Origin of the sequence: Streptomyces sp. ITFR-6, assembly GCF_031844725.1 — a bacterium.
GTDB lineage: Bacteria > Actinomycetota > Actinomycetes > Streptomycetales > Streptomycetaceae > Streptomyces.
In genome coordinates this window covers 4,057,874-4,075,215 of the sequence record NZ_CP134612.1, presented here as the reverse complement: position 1 = coordinate 4,075,215, position 17,342 = coordinate 4,057,874, and the positions used below count along the sequence as shown (strand labels likewise).

The following is a 17,342-nucleotide window of genomic DNA, read 5'->3' as shown; positions in this document are numbered from 1 at the left end:
AACCGCACGCGAACTAACGACTCAGGACACTAGCGACCTCTCCACGCGGGGAGCGCGGCCTGGGCGGCTCCGACGGCAAGGCCGGAGATGGCCAGGACGCCGGAGCCGGCGACTGCTGAGCGGCACGTCAGCGACACGACCTGAGACGCTCAGAAGAGCCGCGGGTCACGGCGCTGCCATCTGACGGGGGAAGCGGAGAACCCGCAGATGTTGTACGTGATTCTCACGTCATCGTGCTCAGGGGCCGGCGCCGCACCGCCGACTGGTAGGGGCTGTGCATGGTGAGAAAGCGGATGTCGAGGTCGCTCTCCAGGTAGTCCATGCGCCGTTCCCAGAAGGCTTGCATGTGGGGGAGGGCGAGGTGGGCGTCGAGATCGGCCTGGGAGCGCCAGGCCTCGTAGAAGACGAAGACGCCGGGTTCGTTGCGATCTTCGTGGAAGTGGTATTCGAGGCAGCCGGACTCCTGGCGGGTCGGCTCGACGAACGAGAGCAGAAGCTTCTTCAACTCCTCCGCGCGTTCGGGTTTCGGGTGAGCGGTGCCGACGAGGGCGAGTAGCTGAGTCACGCGGGGGTCCTTCTCCGATAGGTACAACCAATTTCGTACCTGCGGGACGCTATCGAACTCGTAGGTATGATGCAATCCATACCTGAAAGGGGTTGTCGCACATGCCCGACGACGAAGGCCACCCGAGCGTCGAGGAGATCGAGCTCGGCCCCGTACTCTCCGCGCTGGCGGATCCGCTGCGCCGCCGAGTGGTGCGTGAGCTGGCGGCGGAACCCGACGGCGCGGCGCGGACGTGCAGTTCCTTCGGGCTGCCGGTCTCCAAGGCGACTGTCACGCACCACTTCCGCGCACTGCGCGAGGCCGGCCTGATCCGGCAGGTCGACCGGGGCAACAGCCGGATGGCCAGCCTGCGCCGGGCCGACATCGAGCAGAGGTTTCCTGGGCTGCTGGGCATCGTGGCAGCAGAGCCGAAGGAGTAGTTCAGCTCGGTTCCCATGGTCGGCGGTGCCGTCTCTTGTCGGTTTTACTCACGGGAAGAGTGAGCTGATCGCCGCTCTCGTCCAGGAGGCGTACGCGGACATCACCCGCCACATGACCGAGCACACCCGTGCGGCGACCGGCCCCCGCGAGGCGCTGCACGCGTACATCCGCGCGCTGGTCGGCTACATCGCCGAGCATCCGAAGCGGATGCGCACGCTCATGTCGGTGTTCCTGGACCACCGGGCCGAGGACGGCGGGCGCAGTTACGACGGGGGGCGACGAGCGCGATGCGGTCGACCCGGTGCGGCAAGTCCTGGCGGAGGGGCAGCGGGCGGGTGAGTTCCGTGAGTTCGACACCTTCGTGATGGCGACGACGATCCAGCGCTCCATCGACGGGCTGCCGTTCCTGCTGCGTTCCGAACCCGATCTCGATCTGGCCGCGTACGCGGAGGAGTTGGTCGAGCTGTTCGACCGAGCGACCCGAGCGACCCGAGTGAACCGCGCCGACGCGGGGCCCGAAGCCGGGGCCGGCCGATGACGGCCCGTGCGCCTGCCCGTCGGCGCCCGGGGCGCGACCTGCTGGTGGACATCGTCGTTCCGCTCGGCCTGTTCTACGGCTTGCGCGCCGCGGGCCTCGGCGTGTACCCGACGCTGGTGGTGGCCGCGGCCGTCCCGGCTGCCGTGGTGGCCGTCCGGCTGGTCCGGTACCGCCGGGTCGACGGCCTCGGCCTCTTCATGCTCTCCACGATGGCGCTCGGCGCACTGGTCTCGGTGCTGTCCGGCAGCCCGCGCGCCCTGCTGGCCCGGGAGGGCTACCTCACCGGGGTGGCGGGGCTGTGGTTCCTGGCGTCCACCCTCGCCGGGCGCCCGCTCGCGTTCCTCTACAGCCGGCCGCTCCTGGAACGCCGAACCCGCAGGCTCGGGGTGTCGGCCGACTGGGACGAACTCTGGGACCGGCTACCGGCGTTCCGCCGTATCTGGCGGGTCTCGACAGTGCTGTGGGGCCTCGCCCTGCTGGTCGATTCCGCGGTGCGGGTGTGGATGGCGTACGCGCTGCCGGTTGACCAGGTGCCGGGTCTCGGCACGGTGCTGTACTGCGTGACGTCGGCCGTGCTGATCGCGGTGACCAACGGCTACTACTTCGCCGCGGGCCTGTACAACGGTTCGTCCGCGCTCTACGCCCCGCTCGCCGCTGCCCCGGCCGGAGAAGCGGAACCGGTACGGGGCCGTCCGGACACTTGGGACGCGGGCGGCTCGCCGGATGGTCTCGCGGCCGAGGAGTACGTCGCCCTGACGACCTACCGTCGGGACGCCACGCCGGTCACGACCCCGGTGTGGGCCGCGCCCGACGGCGGTCGCCTCTACGTGTACACCCCCTCCCGCTCCGGCAAGGTCCTCCGGATCCGGGCCGATCCGGATGTGGCGCTCGCGGCCTGCTCGTTCGACGGCACCCCGCACGGCCCCGCCGTCCCCGCACGTGCCCGGATACTGCCGTCGCCCGAACTGCGTCACGCACGACGCGCCCTGACGGCCAAGTACGGATTCCGCTTCCGCTGGTTCATGGTGGTCCTGCTGCTCGGGCGGCCGCGCCGGGCGGGTGGCGGCTCCGTCGTCCTGGAGAACGGCCGACCATGACGGTTGACGGTCAGGCGGTAGCGTGCGCGCATGACTTGGCGTGGACCGACGTACAGGATGGTGGACGGTGAGAGGATCGACGGTGCCTGGACTCACATCTGGCGGAGGTATCCACCGGACAGTGAGTACTACCTCGACGACCTGATCGTATTCGCGGACGGAACGATCACCTGCGGAGAACGTACGGACCTGGCCGGCCTGGAGAAGTCGCTCGCGACGGGCCGGCTGGCGGTGAGCAACCCCACGACTCCGGCGCTTCCCGAAGAACCGTCGAAGTGGGCCTCTCGTCATGGCGAGCCGCTGACTCCGGAGGGATTTCTTCTGGAGGTCGCGGACCGCATCGAAGCACTCAACCAGCGGCCGACTGCCGGATAACGTAGCCGGGATGCGATCCGCAGCTTTCAGCGGGAGCCGACCGAGTCCGGTCGGGCGCTGCTCCGGGCGGCGTACCTGGCGGTTCCGCCGCATCTGCGGATCTATGTGCTCGGGGACATGGACCGTCAGGACCGCCCTCTGCGGATCCTGCTCACGGACATCGGTGAGGCCGTCGACGGCGATGGGCCCGTCGTGACGGCGGAGATGCACCGGGACGTCCTGGACTACTTCAACCGCGGCGACCAGGGCGTACGGAGCGAACAGGAACGGCAGGCCGTCCGGTATGCCGACGACCCTTCAGACCCCGGCCGAGCGGTGCTCACCTCGTACGAGACCGTCTACCCGCGGGGCTGGCCCGAGCAGCCGGGGCTGTTCATGCTCCGCAACGAATTCCCGGCGCAGATCATGTTCGGCGGCGAGTCCTACGCGTCCGTGCTCCACGGATACTGGGCGCTGTCCGCGGCTGACGCCTCCGACAGCGCCGCGATCCGGGACGCGGCGTCCGGCCGGGAGGCGCATGAGCTGGGCGGCCGCGCGGCGCACCGGAACGACTGGCCGGACGTACGGCACGCGGTCATGGCGGGGCTGCTGCACGCGAAGTTCACCCAGCACCCCGGACCCGCCCGGGTCCTCCTCTCCACGGGGGACGCCAGGATCAGCTACACCGGTCTCTCGGACTCGCCCTTCTGGCGAGATGTTCCCGACGGCCGGGGACGGAACTGGATGGGGCGGCTGCTTGAGCTGACCCGCTCCGAACTCGTTGCCCAGCAGGCTCTCCGGCCCTGAGGGACCGCCGTAGCGGACCGCGTCCGTCCGCTACGGCGCCCCTTCGACGACGGCAGGGCGGCGGACGGAGCCGGCCACGCCACGTCGTCGAACCCGAGCCACGGCGCGGCGGCGACGGCGGTGGGGGTCACGCCGGTGAACGCCCTGACCTCGCGGTGGAGGTGGGACTGGTCGACGTAGCCGGTCGCGGCCGCCACCGTAGCGGCGGCGTCCCCGGCCGCGAGCAGCTGAGCGGCGTGGTCGAAGCGCACCAGCCGGGCGGCGAGCTTGGGGGTGAGGCCGGCCTGGGATCGGAAGCGGGACCAGAGGCGTTTACCGCTCCACCCCACCTCGCTCGCCAGGTCGCCGACCCGCACCGGCCCCCGGCCGGTGAGTATCCGCGACCAGGCGGCAGCGACCTCCGGGTCGCGGGGAGGGCGGGCGTCCAGCCGCCGGCCGAGGACGTCCCCGGCGATCGTGAACCGCTCGTCCCACGACGTGGCGGCGCGCAGTCTGTCCTCGGTCCGTCCGGCGTCGCGACCCCAGACGTCTGCCAGCGGGACCACCGAGCCGACGAGTTCGGTCGATGCGCCGAGCACGGCGGCCGCCACGACCGGCGACAGCCGGATCTGGAGGCACCGGCACCGTTCCGTCTCCGGGCCGCTGAGCCGGAGGACGCCCGGGGTAAGTCCGACGACGACGCTGCCGCGTTCGCGCCGGCCGTGGGCGTCGTAAGCGGGGCCTTCTCCCTCGCTCAGGGCCACGAACAGGGTGACCGAGGGGTGGGCGACCATGGTGATGTCGACGAGCGCCGGGGCGCGTTGGGCGAATCCGGCCATGGTGACACCGGGAAGCCGCTCGGGCTTCCGCGGGACGGCGACTTCCACGGATGTCCAGTCGGGTGACCCGGTGGTCCACACGGCACCAGGGCAGCGAGCGGCGTCAGCGGCGGGCAGCGGCGGTCGGCCGCGCCGAAGATCACCAGGACCGGGACGCCGAGGGCGACGAGTCGCTCTGGGACGCTCCGCTCGGCGATGTACGCGGTGTTCCGGCGCAGCACGGTCCTGAACGTGCGGTAGCCGATGCCCCGGGCCTCGGTGATCAGGTCGTCCGGGATGTCCACCGGACGGTCGCACAGCGAGGTCATCCCCCTGCGGAGCATCGAGTCCGAGCGGACCGACCAGAGGAGCGGGCCCAGCGGTGGGGCGGTCAGGGCCCGGAGGACGGTGGACTGCGGAAGGAGCGCGTCCGGGCTCGGGCCGCTGCTGATCAGCGCGAGCGCACGGACCAGGTCCGGGCGCTGTTCGGCGAGCGCGGTGGCGATGTAGCCGCCGCTGGAGTGCCCGACCGCGGTGACCGGACCGACGGCGAGCTCGTCCAGCGCGGCGGCCAGGCGGCCCGCCTGCCCAGGCACGTCGTACGACGGCGCGGGCGGGGACTGGCCGTGCCCCGGGAGATCGACCCGGATGACGTGATGCCGCGCGGAGAGGGCCGGCACGATCGGTCTCCAGGAGCCGCCGGAGAATCCCGATCCGTGGATGAGCAGCAGCGGCGGGGCCTGCCGCGGGCCGTGGCGGTCCACGTGCATCCCGTGCGAGTGCGTGACGTCTTCATGTTCCATGTACGGGACGATGCCTGCGCGTACGGCGATCGGTCTTGTACAAATGTCGCCGCCGGACAGGCCCCAGGGGCGATACCGCCCACGCCGCCTCGTCACCGAGTGGCCGAGGGCGGCATGGGCGGTACCGCCCTCAGCCGGGCTGGAAGAACTCAAGCATCCGCCGGGCGGCGTCCGGCGACATCAGCAGGTCCTGCATCTTCGCGGACATCCGGGCGGCGGCGCCGGTGCGTTCGAACATTTCGCGTTCGTACTCCTTGACGGCGGCGGGTACGTCGTCCGGGTGCGCGGCCAGCGCGAGGCCGAGCAGTGCGCCGTCGATCAGCGCCATGTTGGCGCCCTCACCGACCGGCGGCATCAGATGCGCGGCATCACCGAGCAGGGTGACGTCCGGCGCCGACGGCCAGGTCAGGCCGGGCGGGAGCGTGGTGATCGAGCGCGGTACGACCGTGTCGTCGCAGGCCGCGATCAGCGCGGTGAACCGTGCGTCCCAGCCGGGGAGCAGGTCGATCAGCCGTGCACGGGCGGCGGCCGGGTCGTCGAACGGGATACCGCTGGTGGCGAACCAGTCCTCGGCGGTGTTGTAGAAACTGATGCCGATGCGAACACGGCCGTCGCCGTTGCGCTGCGCCGCCAGGGAGATTCCGTTGCCGAGCACCCAGTAGTTGCCGCGCCCGACCATCGCCGCGAGGTCGGGGTGGGTGCGGTCGATGTCGGGAATGCCGATCTCGACGACGTTCTGGCCTATGTGCGCCGGGCGGGCGTCGGTGAGCAGGGCGCGGACCCGGGACCGCGCGCCGTCCGCGCCCACCAGCAGGTCGTACGGGGCGCTGCCGCCGCCGGCGAAGCGCAGCAGGCCGTTGTCGGCGGACTCGTAGGCGTGTCCCCAGCGCACCGTGCCCTCGGGGAGGGAGTCCAGCAGCAGGTCGCGCAGATCGGCGCGGTCGATCTCGGGGCGCTCGGACGGGGCGTCGTCGGGCGTGTCCTCCTGGAGGAGCAGGGTGCCGTCCGGCTCCAGGAGACGCATGTCCTGCCCTTCGCCCCGGGCGAGAGCGTGGAACCGGTCGATCAGACCGGCCTCCCGGAGCGCCCACTGCCCGGAGTGGATGTCGAGCATGCCGCCCTGACCGCGCGCCTCCCGTGAAGATTCCCGCTCGTACACGGTGGCGTCGATCCCGTTCACGTGCAGCACCCGGGCAAGGGCCAGGCCGCCTGGGCCGGCTCCGACGATGGCGATGGTCATGCTCTTCCCCTTCGATACACGAACCTGCTGATACATGAACCTGCTGATACACGAACACGCTGATACACCGTACTGGCCGATACACTGTATCGCTCGATGCGATGTATTGTGAGCGCATGTTGGTGTGGGAGAGGCCGGAGCCCCCGAATCGTCCGGTACCGGTGCCGCTGTGCCGGGAGGACATCGTGCGAGCGGCGATCCGGCTGGCCGACGCGGACGGCCTGGACGGGGTGTCGCTGCGCAAGGTCGCCACCGCACTGGATGTCCGTCCGATGCGGCTGTACAGCTACATCGCGGGCAAGGAGGAGCTGCTCGACCTGATGGTCGATGCTGCCCACGCCGAGATCCGGCCGGCCGGAGACGGCTGGCGCGAGGTGCTCCGCTCTCTTGCCGAAGCCACTCGGCACGCCGCTCACGAGCACGAATGGCTCGCGGATCTGCTGGGCGGCCGGCCCCAGCTGGGGCCGAACGCGCTGGCCGGCGGCGAGAGGGTGGTGGCGGCCCTGGGCGATATCGGCCTGGACGCCACCATGCCGGTGGTCGCCGCCGTCAACGCGTACGTGATCGGCGCGGTGCGCCGGGAGAACGCCGAGCGGCGTGCCGAACGGGCCACCGGGATGGACGAGAAGCGCTGGCAGGCTTCGCTCGGGCCCTATCTGGAGCGGACCTTCGCCACCGGACGGTTCCCCGCGCTGGCCACGGTGGTGCGGGATGCCGCCCACCTGGACGCCGACCAGACCTTCCGGCTCGGCCTCGACTTCCTGCTCGACGGCATCGAGGCCCGTCTCTCACGGTGACGCGCGGCCGGAGGACACGACGGCTTCGCCGCATACTCCGCCGTGGCCCCCGCTGTCCGGCCTGTCCTCGGCCGCCCCCCTGTACGCCGTCGGCAAACATCCCTGGGACGGCGGCAGTTCCCTGCCAGGGTGACCGGATGAGCAACAACACGGCCGTTCGTCGCCTCGACCTGGGGCACTTCGTCCGACCCGCGTCGGAGACCGGTGGCCCTCAGCCGCGCGTCGAATCCGTACTCGCCTACCTGGTCCGACGTGACGAGGGGCTGATCCTCTTCGACACGGGCATCGGGGACGCCGGTCCTGATACCGAAGCCCACTACCGCCCACAGCGCCGAGAACTGCGGAGGGCGCTCGCAGCCTCCGGAGTCTCCCTCTCGGATGTGTCCCTGGTGGTGAACTGTCACCTTCACTTCGACCACTGCGGGGGCGATCCACTGGTGGGCGGCAGACCGATCCTGGTGCAGGACGTGGAACTGGCGGCCGCACGGCGGGGCGACCACACCGTGGACGAACTCGTCGACTTCCCCGGTGCGAGCTACGAGGAGATCTCCGGAGAGGCGGAGATCTGGCCAGGAGTGTGGATCATCCCCACCCCTGGCCACACCGACGGCCATCAGTCCCTGGTGGTCCGGCAGGACGACGGCACCGTCGTCCTCGCCGGGCAGGCACACGATTTCGCGTCCCACTTCGCAGCCGACCAGCTGGCTCACCTCGCCGGACTCCAGGATCTGAGGCAGCCGCTTCCCACGTACAGGCCGTGGCTGGGGCGGCTCCTGGAGTTCGACCCGCGGCGTGTGCTGTTCGCACATGACTGCTCGGTCTGGGAACCGCCTCGCTGAGCACTCGGAGGTGCGGGCGGGGCTCAGTCGATTACGGCGGCGACGGCTTCGATCTCGACGAGCTGGTCGTGGTAGCCGAGCACGGTGACACCCATCAAGGTGCTGGGGACGTCATGGTCGGCGAACGAGTCGCGGACTACCTGCCAGGCGGTCACCAGGTCCTCCTGGCGGGATGACGCGACGAGCACGCGGGTGCTGATCACGTCCTGGAGCGACGCGCCCGCGGCGGCGAGAGCGGTCCGCATGTTCTCGATCGCCTTCGCCGCCTGGCCCGCGTAGTCCCCGATCGCGGCCGTGGAGCCGTCATCGTTCAGCGGACACGAACCGGCGAGGAAGATCAGGCGGGCCTCGGCGGGTGCCGTGGCCGCGTAGGCGTACTCGGCGACGTCGGAGAGGGAGTCGGAGCGGATCAGGGTGATGGCACGAGCCATGGTTGCGGGTTCCTTTCCCGGTCGGTGCGGCGGGACGGACGCCGCCCCGCCTGCCGTGTCATGCCGCCGGCCCTCCCGCCGCCGTGGCCGGCTCCCCCAGCGGCACGCATTCGGCGAGCAGATCGAGTACGTCGCGCCAGGCTCGCCCCGCGTGGAGCGGATGGTGGCCGACGCCGGGGAGCACGGTGTGGTCGACCGTCGGATGGTGGAAGGCGTGCAGGGCTCCGCCGTAGACGACGAAGCGCCAGTCGACGCCCGCCGCCTGCATCTCGGCGGTGAACGCGTCGCGTTGGGCGGACGACATGATGGGGTCCTCCGAACCGACGCCGGCCCAGACCGGGCAGTGAATGCGTGCCGCCTCGCCCGGCCGGCCCGTGTTCAGTCCGTTGACCGTCCCGATCGCGCGGAGGTCGACTCCGTCGCGTCCGAGTTCCAGCGCGATGATGCCTCCGGTGCCGTAGCCGATGGCGGCGATCCGGTCGGGATCGGTCCGTGGTTCGGCGCGCAGCACGTCCAGCGCCGCGTGCCCGATGTCCCGCATCCGGTCGGGGGCGGCGAGCAGTGGGGTCACGTGCGCCAGCATCTGCTGGGGGTCTTCGAGACAGCGTCCGCCGTTGATGTCGAAGGCCAGCGCCACGTAACCCAGCTCGGCCAGTGCGTCGGCCCGGCGGCGCTGGACATCGGTCAGGCCGAGCCCTTCGGGCCCGAGCAGAACTGCGGGCGCGCGGCCGGTGCCGGCCGGGAGCGCGAGGTATCCGATCATCGTCAGCCCGTCGGCCGGGTACTCGACCGTGCGCGTGGTAACCGTCGTCATATGACTGGACTGTAGTGATCCCCGGCCCCGGCCGGGCGGGACTTCACCCTCGGCGGAACACCGCCGGACGCCCCCTCGTAGCAGGCACCAACGGCTGTCGGCGGTCACCGGACCCGGGAATGAGGTGGCCCCGGAGCGGGCCGGGGCGGTAGTTGTTGACGATGACCACTCCCGCTGAACAGTTGCTTCCGGCTACGCGGCGCGCCCTGTTGCACCGCATCGCCACCGCCCAGTCCGACGGGCGCTCACCTTCCGTCGTCGCCGCTGTCCGGCGGCAGGGGCAGACCGTCTGGAACGGCGCCCGCACCTGTGTCGACGGCCATGCCCCCGATGACGACACGCAGTTCAGAATCGGATCCCTCACCAAGACGTTCACCGCGGTGCTGGTCCTGCGGCTGCGTGACGAGGGGCTGTTGGATCTGGCCGATCCGCTGGAGAAGCACCTGCCCGGAACGGGGTCGGGCGAGGTCACCATCCATCAGCTGCTGGGGCACAGCGCGGGGCTCGCGGCGGAGTCGCCCGCTCCGTGGTGGGAACGGACGCCGGGAAGTCTGCGGCCCGAGCTCGCGGATGTGCTCGGTGAGCAGACCCGGATGCACCCGCCCGGCCGTCGTCATCACTACTCCAACCCCGGATACACCGTGCTCGGAGCGCTGATCGAAGCCGTGCGCGGGGCGGCCTGGGCGCAGGTCCTGAAGCGAGAGCTGCTGGAGCCGCTGGGCATGCACCGTACGAGTCCGGGGCCGGAGGCACCCCATACCGGTGGCTGGGCCGTCCACCCGTGGGCTGACGCCATGCTGCCCGAGCCGGCCGAGGACCTCGGACTGATGGCTCCGGCCGGCCAGCTCTGGTCGACCACCGCCGACCTTCTCCGGTTCGCCGCCTTCCTAGCTGAGGGCGACGACCGGGTGCTCTGCGCCGCCTCCGTGGCGGAGATGAAGGCGCCGTCCGCACCCCCCGAGCAGGGGGACTGGGAAGGGAATTACGGTCTGGGGCTCCAGGTGATCCAGAGAAAGGGCCGCACGCTCGTCGGGCACACCGGCTCGCTCCCCGGATTCCTGGCCGCCCTGTGGTTCTGCGCAGAGGAGGACGTGGCGGCGGTGGTGTTCGCCAACGCCACCTCCGGGCCGCTGATCGGTGAGGTCGCCGCCGAGCTCGTGGACATCGTCGCGGAGGCCGAGCCCCGCATTCCGGAGCCCTGGCGCCCGCTGCCCGAGGTGGACGCGGAGCTGCTCGCGCTGACCGGCCCCTGGTACTGGGGTACGCGTGCCAACATCCTGCGCCTGCACGCCGATCGCGGACTGGAGCTCCGAGGCCTCCACGGTGACGGCCGAGGCGCTCGGTTCACCGCCCGGCCGGACGGCACCTGGATCGGGCTGGACGGCTACTACGCGGGGGAGACGCTGCGGATCGTCCGGAACGACGACGGCAGCGTGAACCACCTGGACCTGGGCTCGTTCGTCTTCACGCGCGAGCCGTACGACCCCGCAGCAGCCGTTCCGGGCGGAGTGGACGAGAACGGGTGGCGTGGCCTGGGAAGTTGAGCGTCCTGTTTCACGTGAAACAGGGCAGCGGGCGGGCGGCTCAGGCGGTCAACTCCCGCTCCAAAGGGGTGCGGAAGCGCGGTGTGATCCGTGCTTCCCCCACCCAGCCCGCCAGCCGGGATGCCTCTTGCTCGATCGCGGAGGCGGCATCCCGCCCGGTGTCGGTCAGGAGCCGCCACACCGGTTCGCCGTCGGCGCGCTGTGCCCAGCCTCCGACGATGCGGCCGTCCCACCACACCGTGGGGCCGATGTTGCCGGAGTGGTCGAAGAGGGCCGCCCGGTGCTCGGCGGGGAGGTGGAAGCCTCGGTCGGCCCAGCCCATCGCACTCGGGTCGAGCGCGGGCAGCAGCGCCGCCCAGGGCTCCGGGGCAGGTTCGGGTGCGGTGTCTCCGGGCGAGACCCAGGCGGTCGAGCCGTCGTCGAGCCGGACTTCCTCGGCTCCGACGGCTGCCAGCGCCTTGCGGACCTGGCCGAGCCCCCAGCCCGTCCACCACTTGAGGTCGGCCTCGGAGGCGGGCCCGTAGGAGCGGAGCCAGTGCAGGGCCAGTTCTGCCTGCGCCTCTGCGGCTGCCGGAACCGGTCGCGGCTCGGCCGCCGTCCAGCGGAACTGGCTGGACGTTCAGGAACCACGGTGCCGGTCCGCGCGCACGGCGACCATCAGGTGCTGGTTCGGGTCCCCGGCCAGCCGCCGGAAGGCCGCCAGATAGGGCGTGAGGTCGTCCGGCGACTCGCGCTCGGCGCCCAGCGGATCGTCGGCCAGCATGGCCACGATCTCGGGCAGGTCGTCGATGGCCGCGGCACGTATGTCCAGATCGCTCATGATCAGCAGCCTACGCAGTGGCCCCGGGCCGTGCTGCGGCATCCGCCTACACGGGGGCCTTCAGCTCCTCGACCGCCCGCACGAGCGGCACCAGCTCGGGGTCCTTGGCGGCATCGTCGAGTGCGGCGCGCAGAGCGGTGTCATTGGTCGGCCTCGCCTCGGCGAGCAGGGTGAGACCGGCCTCCGTGACATCGGTGTAGATGCCCCTGCGGTCGGTGTCGCAGAGGTACCGGGTCAGCAGACCGCGGTCCTCAAGGCGGGTGACCAGTCGAGTGGTGGCGCTCTGGCTGAGCACGACGGCGTCGGCCACCTGCTTCATCTGCAGATGCCCGCCCGGACCGCTGTGCTGCCGGCTCAACACGTCCAGCAGCGAGTACTCCCGCACGCTGAGGTCATGCCGGCTCTGCAGAGCACGCTCGATATGGGCCTCGATCTTCCCGTGGAGCAGGGAGAGCGCGCACCAGCCCTGGGAGAGGGCGGTCAGTGCCGGGTCCGTCGCGGTCATGGGTGTCTCTCCTCCGGTGCTGGAGCTGCTTACCTACAGGATAGGCGACCCGCGCAATAGCCCGCGCTTGCAATTAATCAGCGCCTGCAATTATTGTGAACGCTCGTAAGGCGCAGACGCAATCTCCAAGGGAGGGGTCACCCATGCCGCTCGCGCTCCTCGCTCTCGCCATCGGGGCCTTCGGTATCGGAACCACCGAGTTCGTGATCATGGGACTGCTCCCCGAGGTGGCCGCGGACTTCCCGGTCTCCATCCCGACCGCCGGCTACCTCGTCTCGGGCTACGCGATGGGGGTCGTCCTCGGCGCTCCGCTGATGTCCGTACTCGGTACCCGGGTCACCCGCAAACGCATGCTGATGCTCCTCATGGGGCTGTTCGTCATCGGCAACGTGGTCTCCGCGACCGCCCCCGTCTTCGGTGTCATGCTCGCCGGCCGCGTGATCGCCTCGCTCGCGCACGGAGCCTTCTTCGGCATCGGATCGGTCGTGGCGGCCGATCTCGTCGCCCCGCACAAGAAGGCCGGTGCCATCGCCATGATGTTCACCGGACTCACCGTCGCCAACGTCGTCGGCGTCCCGCTGGGCACCTACATCGGGCAGAGCGCCGGCTGGCGCACCACCTTCCTCCTCGTTGCCGCCCTCGGAGTCATCGGCCTGCTCGGCGTCGCCAAGCTCGTCCCCGAGCAGCCCAGGACCGAAGGCGTCCGGCTGCGCCACAAGCTCGCCGCCTTCCGCAACGTGCAGGTACTCCTCGCCATGGCGATGACGGTGCTGGGCTTCGGCGGTGTCTTCGCCGCGATCACCTACATCACGCCGATGATGACCGACATCGCCGGCTACTCGGCCTCGTCCGTCACCTGGCTGCTGGTCCTGTTCGGCCTCGGCATGGTCGGCGGCAACCTGCTCGGCGGCAAGTTCGCCGACCGCCACCTGATGCCCCTGCTGTACGTGTCGCTGAGCGCTCTCACCGTGGTCCTGGCGCTGTTCACCCTGACCGCCCACAACAAGATCGCGGCAGCCGTCACCCTCGTCCTGATCGGCGGCCTCGGCTTCGCGACCGTGCCCCCGCTCCAGAAGAGGGTGCTCGACCAGGCGGCCGGTGCTCCGACCCTCGCCTCCGCCGTGAACATCGGTGCCTTCAACCTCGGCAACGCGTTGTCGTCGTGGATCGGCGGCATCGTCATCGCCGCCGGTCTCGGCTACACCGCGCCCAACTGGGTCGGCGCGGTCCTGGCCGCCTCCGCGCTGGTCCTGGCCTTCGTCTCCAGCACCCTGGAGCGCCGCACGGCGACCCGGGGCCGGACCGCCACCGACCGCCTCCCGGAACCGGCCGCCGCGCCCGCGGGCCGGGGCTGACCTCGGCCCCCTGCGTCATACAAGCCTCATCCGCCCTGAGGGCCAAGGTAATTCAGTGGTGCCGACTCCCCTGCGGCCGGAGAATCTCCGCTCATGCGACACAGCGCACAGCCCCAGCTGGATCGGCTGGGACGAGCTGAAGTCCGTCGACTGGGACGAACCGGCCGAGACGACGGACCGCCGTATCCACGAGTACGAAGAGGTGGACGGCGTCTGGGCGCTCGTCTCCAAGGCGGCCTGGAGTCCACGGTTCGCCGCGGTGGCCGGGCTGACGGTCGATCCCGTGGCGGGTGCGGCCGGCGGCTACGGCGACGCGGAGTGGCCGGAGGGCACGGAGCGGCGGGACGGCGGGCGCCGCTACCGGGTGGAGCGGATGCTCCGGCGTGACGCGGTGCCGGCGGAGGGCGAGTGGGAGCCGGTGTGGTCCGTGATGGAAGCCCTCGCCGCCGTGCACGGCGGCGAGAACGTCCGGCTCACCGTCTGGTTCGACAACTGACTCGCTGTGAGTGCTGTCCCGGCGTCAGCCGGTCGCCACGCTCAGCGGTGCGAAGCACTGCTTCCAGTCCCCCGGCTGCCGGTCCCCGAGGCTCATCACCGTGGTCTCGGAACCGGGCTGAAGCCCGCGTTCGCCGAGCCAGTCCAGGAGCTCCTGGTGGCGGGCGTCGATGTCGGCACGGAGCGGCCGCTCGGTCGCCCCGGCCAGCGAGGCCACGAGCAGCTTCGCCGCCGCTGTGTCCCGCGCGACCAGCGGGCCGACGACATGGCTGCCCGCGCTCGGCCAGAGCGCCGCGTAGCCGATCAGCTCACCGTCGTCCTCGGCCACCCGCAGATGGTCGGCGAAGGCGGGGAGGCGGGTCAGGAGGTGTGTCCGGTCGAGCCCGAAGGCGTCCGCGTCCAGCCTGAGCATGGCCTGGAGATCCCCGGCCGAGGCAGGACGGACCGTGCGTCCCGCCTGATCCGTCGCGTCCGGACCGCCGGAGCCGGCAGCCGGCCGGAAATGCCCGCTCACGCGCTGAGCGCTGCCCACCGCGGTGAATCCGAGCTCCTCGTAGAGCGGCCGGCCCGCAGCCGTCGCGTAGAGGCTGAGCGGGAAGCCGCCGGTCGTCCCGATCGTCTCGTGCATGAGGTACCGGGCGACCCCCTGCCCTGCGTACCGTTCCGCGACCAGCATCATGCCGATGGCGGCCATGCGGGGGCCGTAGGAGGTCACCACACAGGTGGCCATCAGGCCCTTGCCGTCCGGATCGTCGATACCGAGAGCGGTTCCCGCCGCCAGGAGCAGCCCCCAGCGGTGCTCGTCACGCGGCCAGCCGCGGTCCTCGCTGAGGTCGGCGCAGGGGACCAGATCGTCCCGGGTGAGACGCCGGACGGGCAGACCGGCGAGCGGGCGGGGCAGTGAGCTGGGCATGAGGGTCAGGCTGTCCGACGCGATGATCGCGCGTCCACCGCTTTAACGGAACTGGCCGAGATCCGCAGCCTCCGGCCGCGCCGGGTAGGGCCCCACGGCTTCAGTACCGAGACGGCAGTGATGAAGAGATAGGTCGCCGTGGCCACCGACGGGGCGACGACCAGGTCGATGTCGACCCTGCCGAGCTCCGCTGCCTCGTTGATGCCGGGGCGCAAGGCGAAGACGGACAGCGCCGTCGTGATCAGGGTGAGCCAGAACTTCGTCCAGACCCAGCGATGGAGCGCCAGCCCCCACGGGGTGCGGAGCGACAGAACCAGGCCGCTGATGAGTGAGAGCAGTGCGACCGGAACGACGAGCCAGTCGCTGAAGATCTTCATGGAGAGGGTGGCGGCACGCGCGGTATCCGGGTCGCCGGTCGAGAGGGCGACGATGGCCAGCGTCAGCAGGCCGACGCTGAGTCCGAGCCAGCTGACGGATACCGCGACGTGTGCGACAAGGAGGCTTCTGCGGGGGCGACGCTTGAGTGGTTTCACGTGAAACACGGTGCCGGGGGCCGCCCGGCCGGTCATCTGCCCAGGGGAGTATCCGTCCGTACCGAGCTCGGCGCAGCCGGCCGCTTGGGGCCCCGATCAGCCCAGGTCGGTCGCGTGCATCGCCCGGACGCCCTCGATGTTGCCGTCCAGGTAATGCCGCAGCGACAGGGGTACGAGGTGCACCGCGGCGATGCCGACCCGGCTGAACGGCACCCGGACGACGTCGTACTCCCCGCAGGGGGCGTCGATCTCGGGTCCGTGACGCAGGGAGAGGTCCATCGAGTCGAGCCGGCAGACGAAGAAGTGCTGGACCTTGACGCCCTTCACCCCGCTGCCCTCGATGTGTTCCACGGTGTCGACGAAACAGGGGACCACATCGGTGATCTTGGCGCCGAGTTCCTCGTCCACCTCGCGGTGCAGGGCGTCGACTACGGTCGCGTCCTCGGGCTCGACCCCGCCGCCCGGCGTGACCCAGTAGGGGTCGACCCCCGGCTTGGTGCGCTTGATCAGGATGAGGTCGTTGCCGTCGAGCAGGATGGCGCGTGCGGTGCGCTTGACCACGGGACGTTCGGTCATGGCAAGAGAGTGGCCCGCTGGACCCCTTCTGAAACACCTGAGGGCTGCCGGACCGCTCTGCGGTCACCAGTCGGCTGCGGCGCGCAGCAGCCACTCGTGCGCGCGAGCGAGATGCAGCAGGGCGAGCGTGCCGGTCCGTGCGGCGAGGAAGTAGGTCCGCAGCGGCGGTACCGGAGGGTCGAGGAGTGCCACCACCTCGCCCGGTTCCAGGGCGCCCTCGCAGAGATAGCGGGGCAGGACGGCCAGCCCGGCGCCCGCTGCGGTGCATCCGAGGACGGCCCGGAGATCCGGGGCGATGACGGTCCCGGCGGCCGCGGGCCGGGTGTCGAAGACCGCGGCCCAGTACCGGGAGACGAGCGGCAGGCTCTCGTGCACCTCCACGACCGGCAACTGTTCCAGGACCACCGGGCCGTTCCGCCGCAAGGTCCCCGGACCGAGCCGCCCGGCCCAGCGGGGCGCGGCGATCAGCACGTGCTCCTCGTCGCAGAGCGGGGTCGCGGTGAGCAGCCCGCCGCGCGGGCGGGCCGTCACGATGGCCAGGTCGTGGTGTCCGGCGGCCAGGCCCTCCAGCGTCTCGTCGGTGTCCGCGGAGAACGAGCTGCGCAGGGCGAGGCCCTGGGCGATCAACGGGGTGAGCGCGGGCAGCGCCCGTAGCGAGGTGAACTCCGGCGGACCCGCCAGATGAAGCGTCCGGACGCCCGACTCCTCGTCCAGCTCCGCCTCGGCGATCTCCACCAGCGCGTCCAGATGGGGAGCGGCCCGGTGCGCGAGCTCGTCCCCGATCGTGGTGGGGGTCACGCCGCGGGCCCGGCGCAGGAAGAGGGGGCGGCCCAACTGCCGCTCCAGCGTGCGTATTTGCGAGGTCACCGCGGGCTGGGAGAGGCCGAGCAGAGCGGCGGCCCGGGTGAACGAACCGGCCCGGTGCACGGTGACGAACGTGCGCAGCAGGGCCAGGTCCATGTCCTGTCCCCTCCCACCGCTGCGACGTGTCGGGCCCCGACAACCATAAATATGTCGATAGGCCGCTGCGGCTACTGTGATTGGACACTGACTCAGAGTCAACTAGCCTTGTCGTGGTGGTGCTTCGTGTGGGAACGCG

The 17,342-nt window shown here is 70.9% G+C and carries 21 protein-coding genes and 3 pseudogenes; 11 read left to right on the top strand and 13 right to left on the bottom strand.

Translation table 11 applies throughout. The features are described from left to right. Nucleotides 1-223: 223 nt before the first annotated feature. Nucleotides 224-565 carry a putative quinol monooxygenase gene (locus RLT59_RS18450; protein ID WP_311304417.1) on the bottom strand — a complete coding sequence of 114 codons (342 nt, stop codon included), beginning with the start codon at nucleotides 563-565 and terminating at the stop codon, nucleotides 224-226. Between the two features lie 101 nt (nucleotides 566-666). Here RLT59_RS18450 and RLT59_RS18445 point away from each other — a divergent pair, with 101 nt between their 5' ends. From RLT59_RS18445 to RLT59_RS18420, 6 genes and pseudogenes are all read left to right on the top strand, one after another. After that, nucleotides 667-984 carry an ArsR/SmtB family transcription factor gene (locus RLT59_RS18445; RefSeq protein WP_311304416.1) on the top strand — a complete coding sequence of 106 codons (318 nt, stop codon included), beginning with the start codon at nucleotides 667-669 and terminating at the stop codon, nucleotides 982-984. Between the two features lie 25 nt (nucleotides 985-1,009). Then, a complete protein-coding gene (locus RLT59_RS18440; RefSeq protein WP_311304415.1) occupies nucleotides 1,010-1,324 on the top strand; it encodes a TetR/AcrR family transcriptional regulator in 315 nt (104 codons plus the stop codon). Then, nucleotides 1,287-1,523, top strand: coding sequence for a hypothetical protein (locus RLT59_RS18435; RefSeq protein ID WP_311304414.1), 237 nt, complete (start codon nucleotides 1,287-1,289; stop codon nucleotides 1,521-1,523). The genes RLT59_RS18440 and RLT59_RS18435 overlap by 38 nt, the downstream gene beginning before the upstream one ends. Then, nucleotides 1,520-2,620: a VC0807 family protein gene (locus RLT59_RS18430; protein ID WP_311304413.1), complete on the top strand. Its 1,101-nt coding sequence runs from the start codon at nucleotides 1,520-1,522 to the stop codon at nucleotides 2,618-2,620. The genes RLT59_RS18435 and RLT59_RS18430 overlap by 4 nt, the downstream gene beginning before the upstream one ends. A gap of 30 nt (nucleotides 2,621-2,650) precedes the next feature. Next, nucleotides 2,651-2,995, top strand: coding sequence for a DUF7638 domain-containing protein (locus RLT59_RS18425; protein ID WP_311304412.1), 345 nt, complete (start codon nucleotides 2,651-2,653; stop codon nucleotides 2,993-2,995). Nucleotides 2,996-3,112: 117 nt separating this feature from the next. Then, nucleotides 3,113-3,694: pseudogene (locus tag RLT59_RS18420) on the top strand (NADAR family protein); the annotation flags it as partial. Here RLT59_RS18420 and RLT59_RS18415 read toward each other — a convergent pair. From RLT59_RS18415 to RLT59_RS18405, 3 genes are all read right to left on the bottom strand, one after another. Next, a complete protein-coding gene (locus RLT59_RS18415) occupies nucleotides 3,655-4,599 on the bottom strand; it encodes a helix-turn-helix domain-containing protein (protein WP_311304410.1) in 945 nt (314 codons plus the stop codon). The pseudogene RLT59_RS18420 and the gene RLT59_RS18415 overlap by 40 nt on opposite strands. After that, nucleotides 4,515-5,381, bottom strand: a complete 867-nt coding sequence (locus RLT59_RS18410; protein WP_311304409.1) for an alpha/beta fold hydrolase — start codon at nucleotides 5,379-5,381, stop codon at nucleotides 4,515-4,517. The genes RLT59_RS18415 and RLT59_RS18410 overlap by 85 nt, the downstream gene beginning before the upstream one ends. A gap of 130 nt (nucleotides 5,382-5,511) precedes the next feature. Continuing rightward, the gene (locus tag RLT59_RS18405) at nucleotides 5,512-6,621 is read right to left on the bottom strand and encodes an FAD-dependent oxidoreductase (protein WP_311304408.1); all 1,110 of its coding nucleotides are present in this window, start codon (nucleotides 6,619-6,621) and stop codon (nucleotides 5,512-5,514) included. A 116-nt stretch (nucleotides 6,622-6,737) separates the two neighbouring features. On the opposite strand from RLT59_RS18405, the gene RLT59_RS18400 reads away from it, so the two are divergent. Both RLT59_RS18400 and RLT59_RS18395 read left to right on the top strand, forming a co-directional pair. After that, the gene (locus RLT59_RS18400; protein WP_311304407.1) at nucleotides 6,738-7,418 is read left to right on the top strand and encodes a TetR/AcrR family transcriptional regulator; all 681 of its coding nucleotides are present in this window, start codon (nucleotides 6,738-6,740) and stop codon (nucleotides 7,416-7,418) included. A 137-nt stretch (nucleotides 7,419-7,555) separates the two neighbouring features. Further along, nucleotides 7,556-8,257: an N-acyl homoserine lactonase family protein gene (locus RLT59_RS18395; RefSeq protein ID WP_311304406.1), complete on the top strand. Its 702-nt coding sequence runs from the start codon at nucleotides 7,556-7,558 to the stop codon at nucleotides 8,255-8,257. Between the two features lie 23 nt (nucleotides 8,258-8,280). Here RLT59_RS18395 and RLT59_RS18390 read toward each other — a convergent pair whose 3' ends face one another. Both RLT59_RS18390 and RLT59_RS18385 read right to left on the bottom strand, forming a co-directional pair. Then, the gene (locus tag RLT59_RS18390) at nucleotides 8,281-8,688 is read right to left on the bottom strand and encodes a RidA family protein (protein WP_311304405.1); all 408 of its coding nucleotides are present in this window, start codon (nucleotides 8,686-8,688) and stop codon (nucleotides 8,281-8,283) included. 58 nt (nucleotides 8,689-8,746) lie between these two features. Beyond that, complete coding sequence (locus RLT59_RS18385) at nucleotides 8,747-9,502, bottom strand: dienelactone hydrolase family protein (RefSeq protein ID WP_311304404.1); 756 nt, start codon at nucleotides 9,500-9,502, stop codon at nucleotides 8,747-8,749. Nucleotides 9,503-9,663: 161 nt separating this feature from the next. On the opposite strand from RLT59_RS18385, the gene RLT59_RS18380 reads away from it, so the two are divergent. Continuing rightward, entirely contained in the window at nucleotides 9,664-11,046 is a 1,383-nt protein-coding gene (locus RLT59_RS18380; RefSeq protein WP_311304403.1) for a serine hydrolase domain-containing protein, read from the top strand. 40 nt (nucleotides 11,047-11,086) lie between these two features. Here the strand turns inward: RLT59_RS18380 and RLT59_RS18375 are convergent. The 3 genes and pseudogenes from RLT59_RS18375 to RLT59_RS18365 form a co-directional block, all read right to left on the bottom strand. Continuing rightward, a pseudogene (locus RLT59_RS18375) lies at nucleotides 11,087-11,695 on the bottom strand (DNA glycosylase AlkZ-like family protein); the annotation flags it as partial. Further along, nucleotides 11,669-11,866: pseudogene (locus tag RLT59_RS18370) on the bottom strand (GNAT family N-acetyltransferase); the annotation flags it as partial. The pseudogenes RLT59_RS18370 and RLT59_RS18375, both read right to left, overlap by 27 nt. 46 nt (nucleotides 11,867-11,912) lie before the next feature. Then, on the bottom strand, nucleotides 11,913-12,371 hold the full coding sequence (locus tag RLT59_RS18365) for a MarR family winged helix-turn-helix transcriptional regulator (RefSeq protein WP_311304402.1): 459 nt from the start codon (nucleotides 12,369-12,371) through the stop codon (nucleotides 11,913-11,915). A gap of 143 nt (nucleotides 12,372-12,514) precedes the next feature. Between RLT59_RS18365 and RLT59_RS18360 the strand changes: the two genes are divergently transcribed. Next, entirely contained in the window at nucleotides 12,515-13,726 is a 1,212-nt protein-coding gene (locus tag RLT59_RS18360) for an MFS transporter (RefSeq protein ID WP_311304401.1), read from the top strand. 58 nt (nucleotides 13,727-13,784) lie between these two features. Beyond that, complete coding sequence (locus tag RLT59_RS18355) at nucleotides 13,785-14,222, top strand: hypothetical protein (protein ID WP_311304400.1); 438 nt, start codon at nucleotides 13,785-13,787, stop codon at nucleotides 14,220-14,222. Nucleotides 14,223-14,246: 24 nt separating this feature from the next. Here the strand turns inward: RLT59_RS18355 and RLT59_RS18350 are convergent, their stop codons facing one another. From RLT59_RS18350 to RLT59_RS18335, 4 genes are all read right to left on the bottom strand, one after another. Further along, entirely contained in the window at nucleotides 14,247-15,134 is an 888-nt protein-coding gene (locus RLT59_RS18350; protein ID WP_311304399.1) for a GNAT family N-acetyltransferase, read from the bottom strand. A 5-nt stretch (nucleotides 15,135-15,139) separates the two neighbouring features. Next, the gene (locus tag RLT59_RS18345; RefSeq protein WP_311304398.1) at nucleotides 15,140-15,667 is read right to left on the bottom strand and encodes a DUF2269 domain-containing protein; all 528 of its coding nucleotides are present in this window, start codon (nucleotides 15,665-15,667) and stop codon (nucleotides 15,140-15,142) included. 96 nt (nucleotides 15,668-15,763) lie between these two features. Further along, the gene (locus tag RLT59_RS18340) at nucleotides 15,764-16,243 is read right to left on the bottom strand and encodes an NUDIX domain-containing protein (RefSeq protein WP_073736334.1); all 480 of its coding nucleotides are present in this window, start codon (nucleotides 16,241-16,243) and stop codon (nucleotides 15,764-15,766) included. Between the two features lie 63 nt (nucleotides 16,244-16,306). Next, on the bottom strand, nucleotides 16,307-17,203 hold the full coding sequence (locus RLT59_RS18335) for a LysR family transcriptional regulator (RefSeq protein WP_311304397.1): 897 nt from the start codon (nucleotides 17,201-17,203) through the stop codon (nucleotides 16,307-16,309). Nucleotides 17,204-17,342: the final 139 nt, after the last annotated feature.

Bases quoted from the DNA above. Each gene is read 5' to 3' on its own strand.
- RLT59_RS18410 (WP_311304409.1), bottom strand. From the start codon at position 5,381: ATGGAACATGAAGACGTCACGCACTCGCACGGGATGCACGTGGACCGC.
- RLT59_RS18395 (WP_311304406.1), top strand. From the start codon at position 7,556: ATGAGCAACAACACGGCCGTTCGTCGCCTCGACCTGGGGCACTTCGTC.
- RLT59_RS18385 (WP_311304404.1), bottom strand. From the start codon at position 9,502: ATGACGACGGTTACCACGCGCACGGTCGAGTACCCGGCCGACGGGCTG.
- RLT59_RS18360 (WP_311304401.1), top strand. From the start codon at position 12,515: ATGCCGCTCGCGCTCCTCGCTCTCGCCATCGGGGCCTTCGGTATCGGA.
- RLT59_RS18445 (WP_311304416.1), top strand. From the start codon at position 667: ATGCCCGACGACGAAGGCCACCCGAGCGTCGAGGAGATCGAGCTCGGC.
- RLT59_RS18390 (WP_311304405.1), bottom strand. From the start codon at position 8,688: ATGGCTCGTGCCATCACCCTGATCCGCTCCGACTCCCTCTCCGACGTC.
- RLT59_RS18405 (WP_311304408.1), bottom strand. From the start codon at position 6,621: ATGACCATCGCCATCGTCGGAGCCGGCCCAGGCGGCCTGGCCCTTGCC.
- RLT59_RS18365 (WP_311304402.1), bottom strand. From the start codon at position 12,371: ATGACCGCGACGGACCCGGCACTGACCGCCCTCTCCCAGGGCTGGTGC.
- RLT59_RS18350 (WP_311304399.1), bottom strand. From the start codon at position 15,134: ATGCCCAGCTCACTGCCCCGCCCGCTCGCCGGTCTGCCCGTCCGGCGT.
- RLT59_RS18335 (WP_311304397.1), bottom strand. From the start codon at position 17,203: ATGGACCTGGCCCTGCTGCGCACGTTCGTCACCGTGCACCGGGCCGGT.
- RLT59_RS18425 (WP_311304412.1), top strand. From the start codon at position 2,651: ATGACTTGGCGTGGACCGACGTACAGGATGGTGGACGGTGAGAGGATC.
- RLT59_RS18415 (WP_311304410.1), bottom strand. From the start codon at position 4,599: ATGGCCGGATTCGCCCAACGCGCCCCGGCGCTCGTCGACATCACCATG.
- RLT59_RS18380 (WP_311304403.1), top strand. From the start codon at position 9,664: ATGACCACTCCCGCTGAACAGTTGCTTCCGGCTACGCGGCGCGCCCTG.
- RLT59_RS18340 (WP_073736334.1), bottom strand. From the start codon at position 16,243: ATGACCGAACGTCCCGTGGTCAAGCGCACCGCACGCGCCATCCTGCTC.
- RLT59_RS18430 (WP_311304413.1), top strand. From the start codon at position 1,520: ATGACGGCCCGTGCGCCTGCCCGTCGGCGCCCGGGGCGCGACCTGCTG.
- RLT59_RS18400 (WP_311304407.1), top strand. From the start codon at position 6,738: ATGTTGGTGTGGGAGAGGCCGGAGCCCCCGAATCGTCCGGTACCGGTG.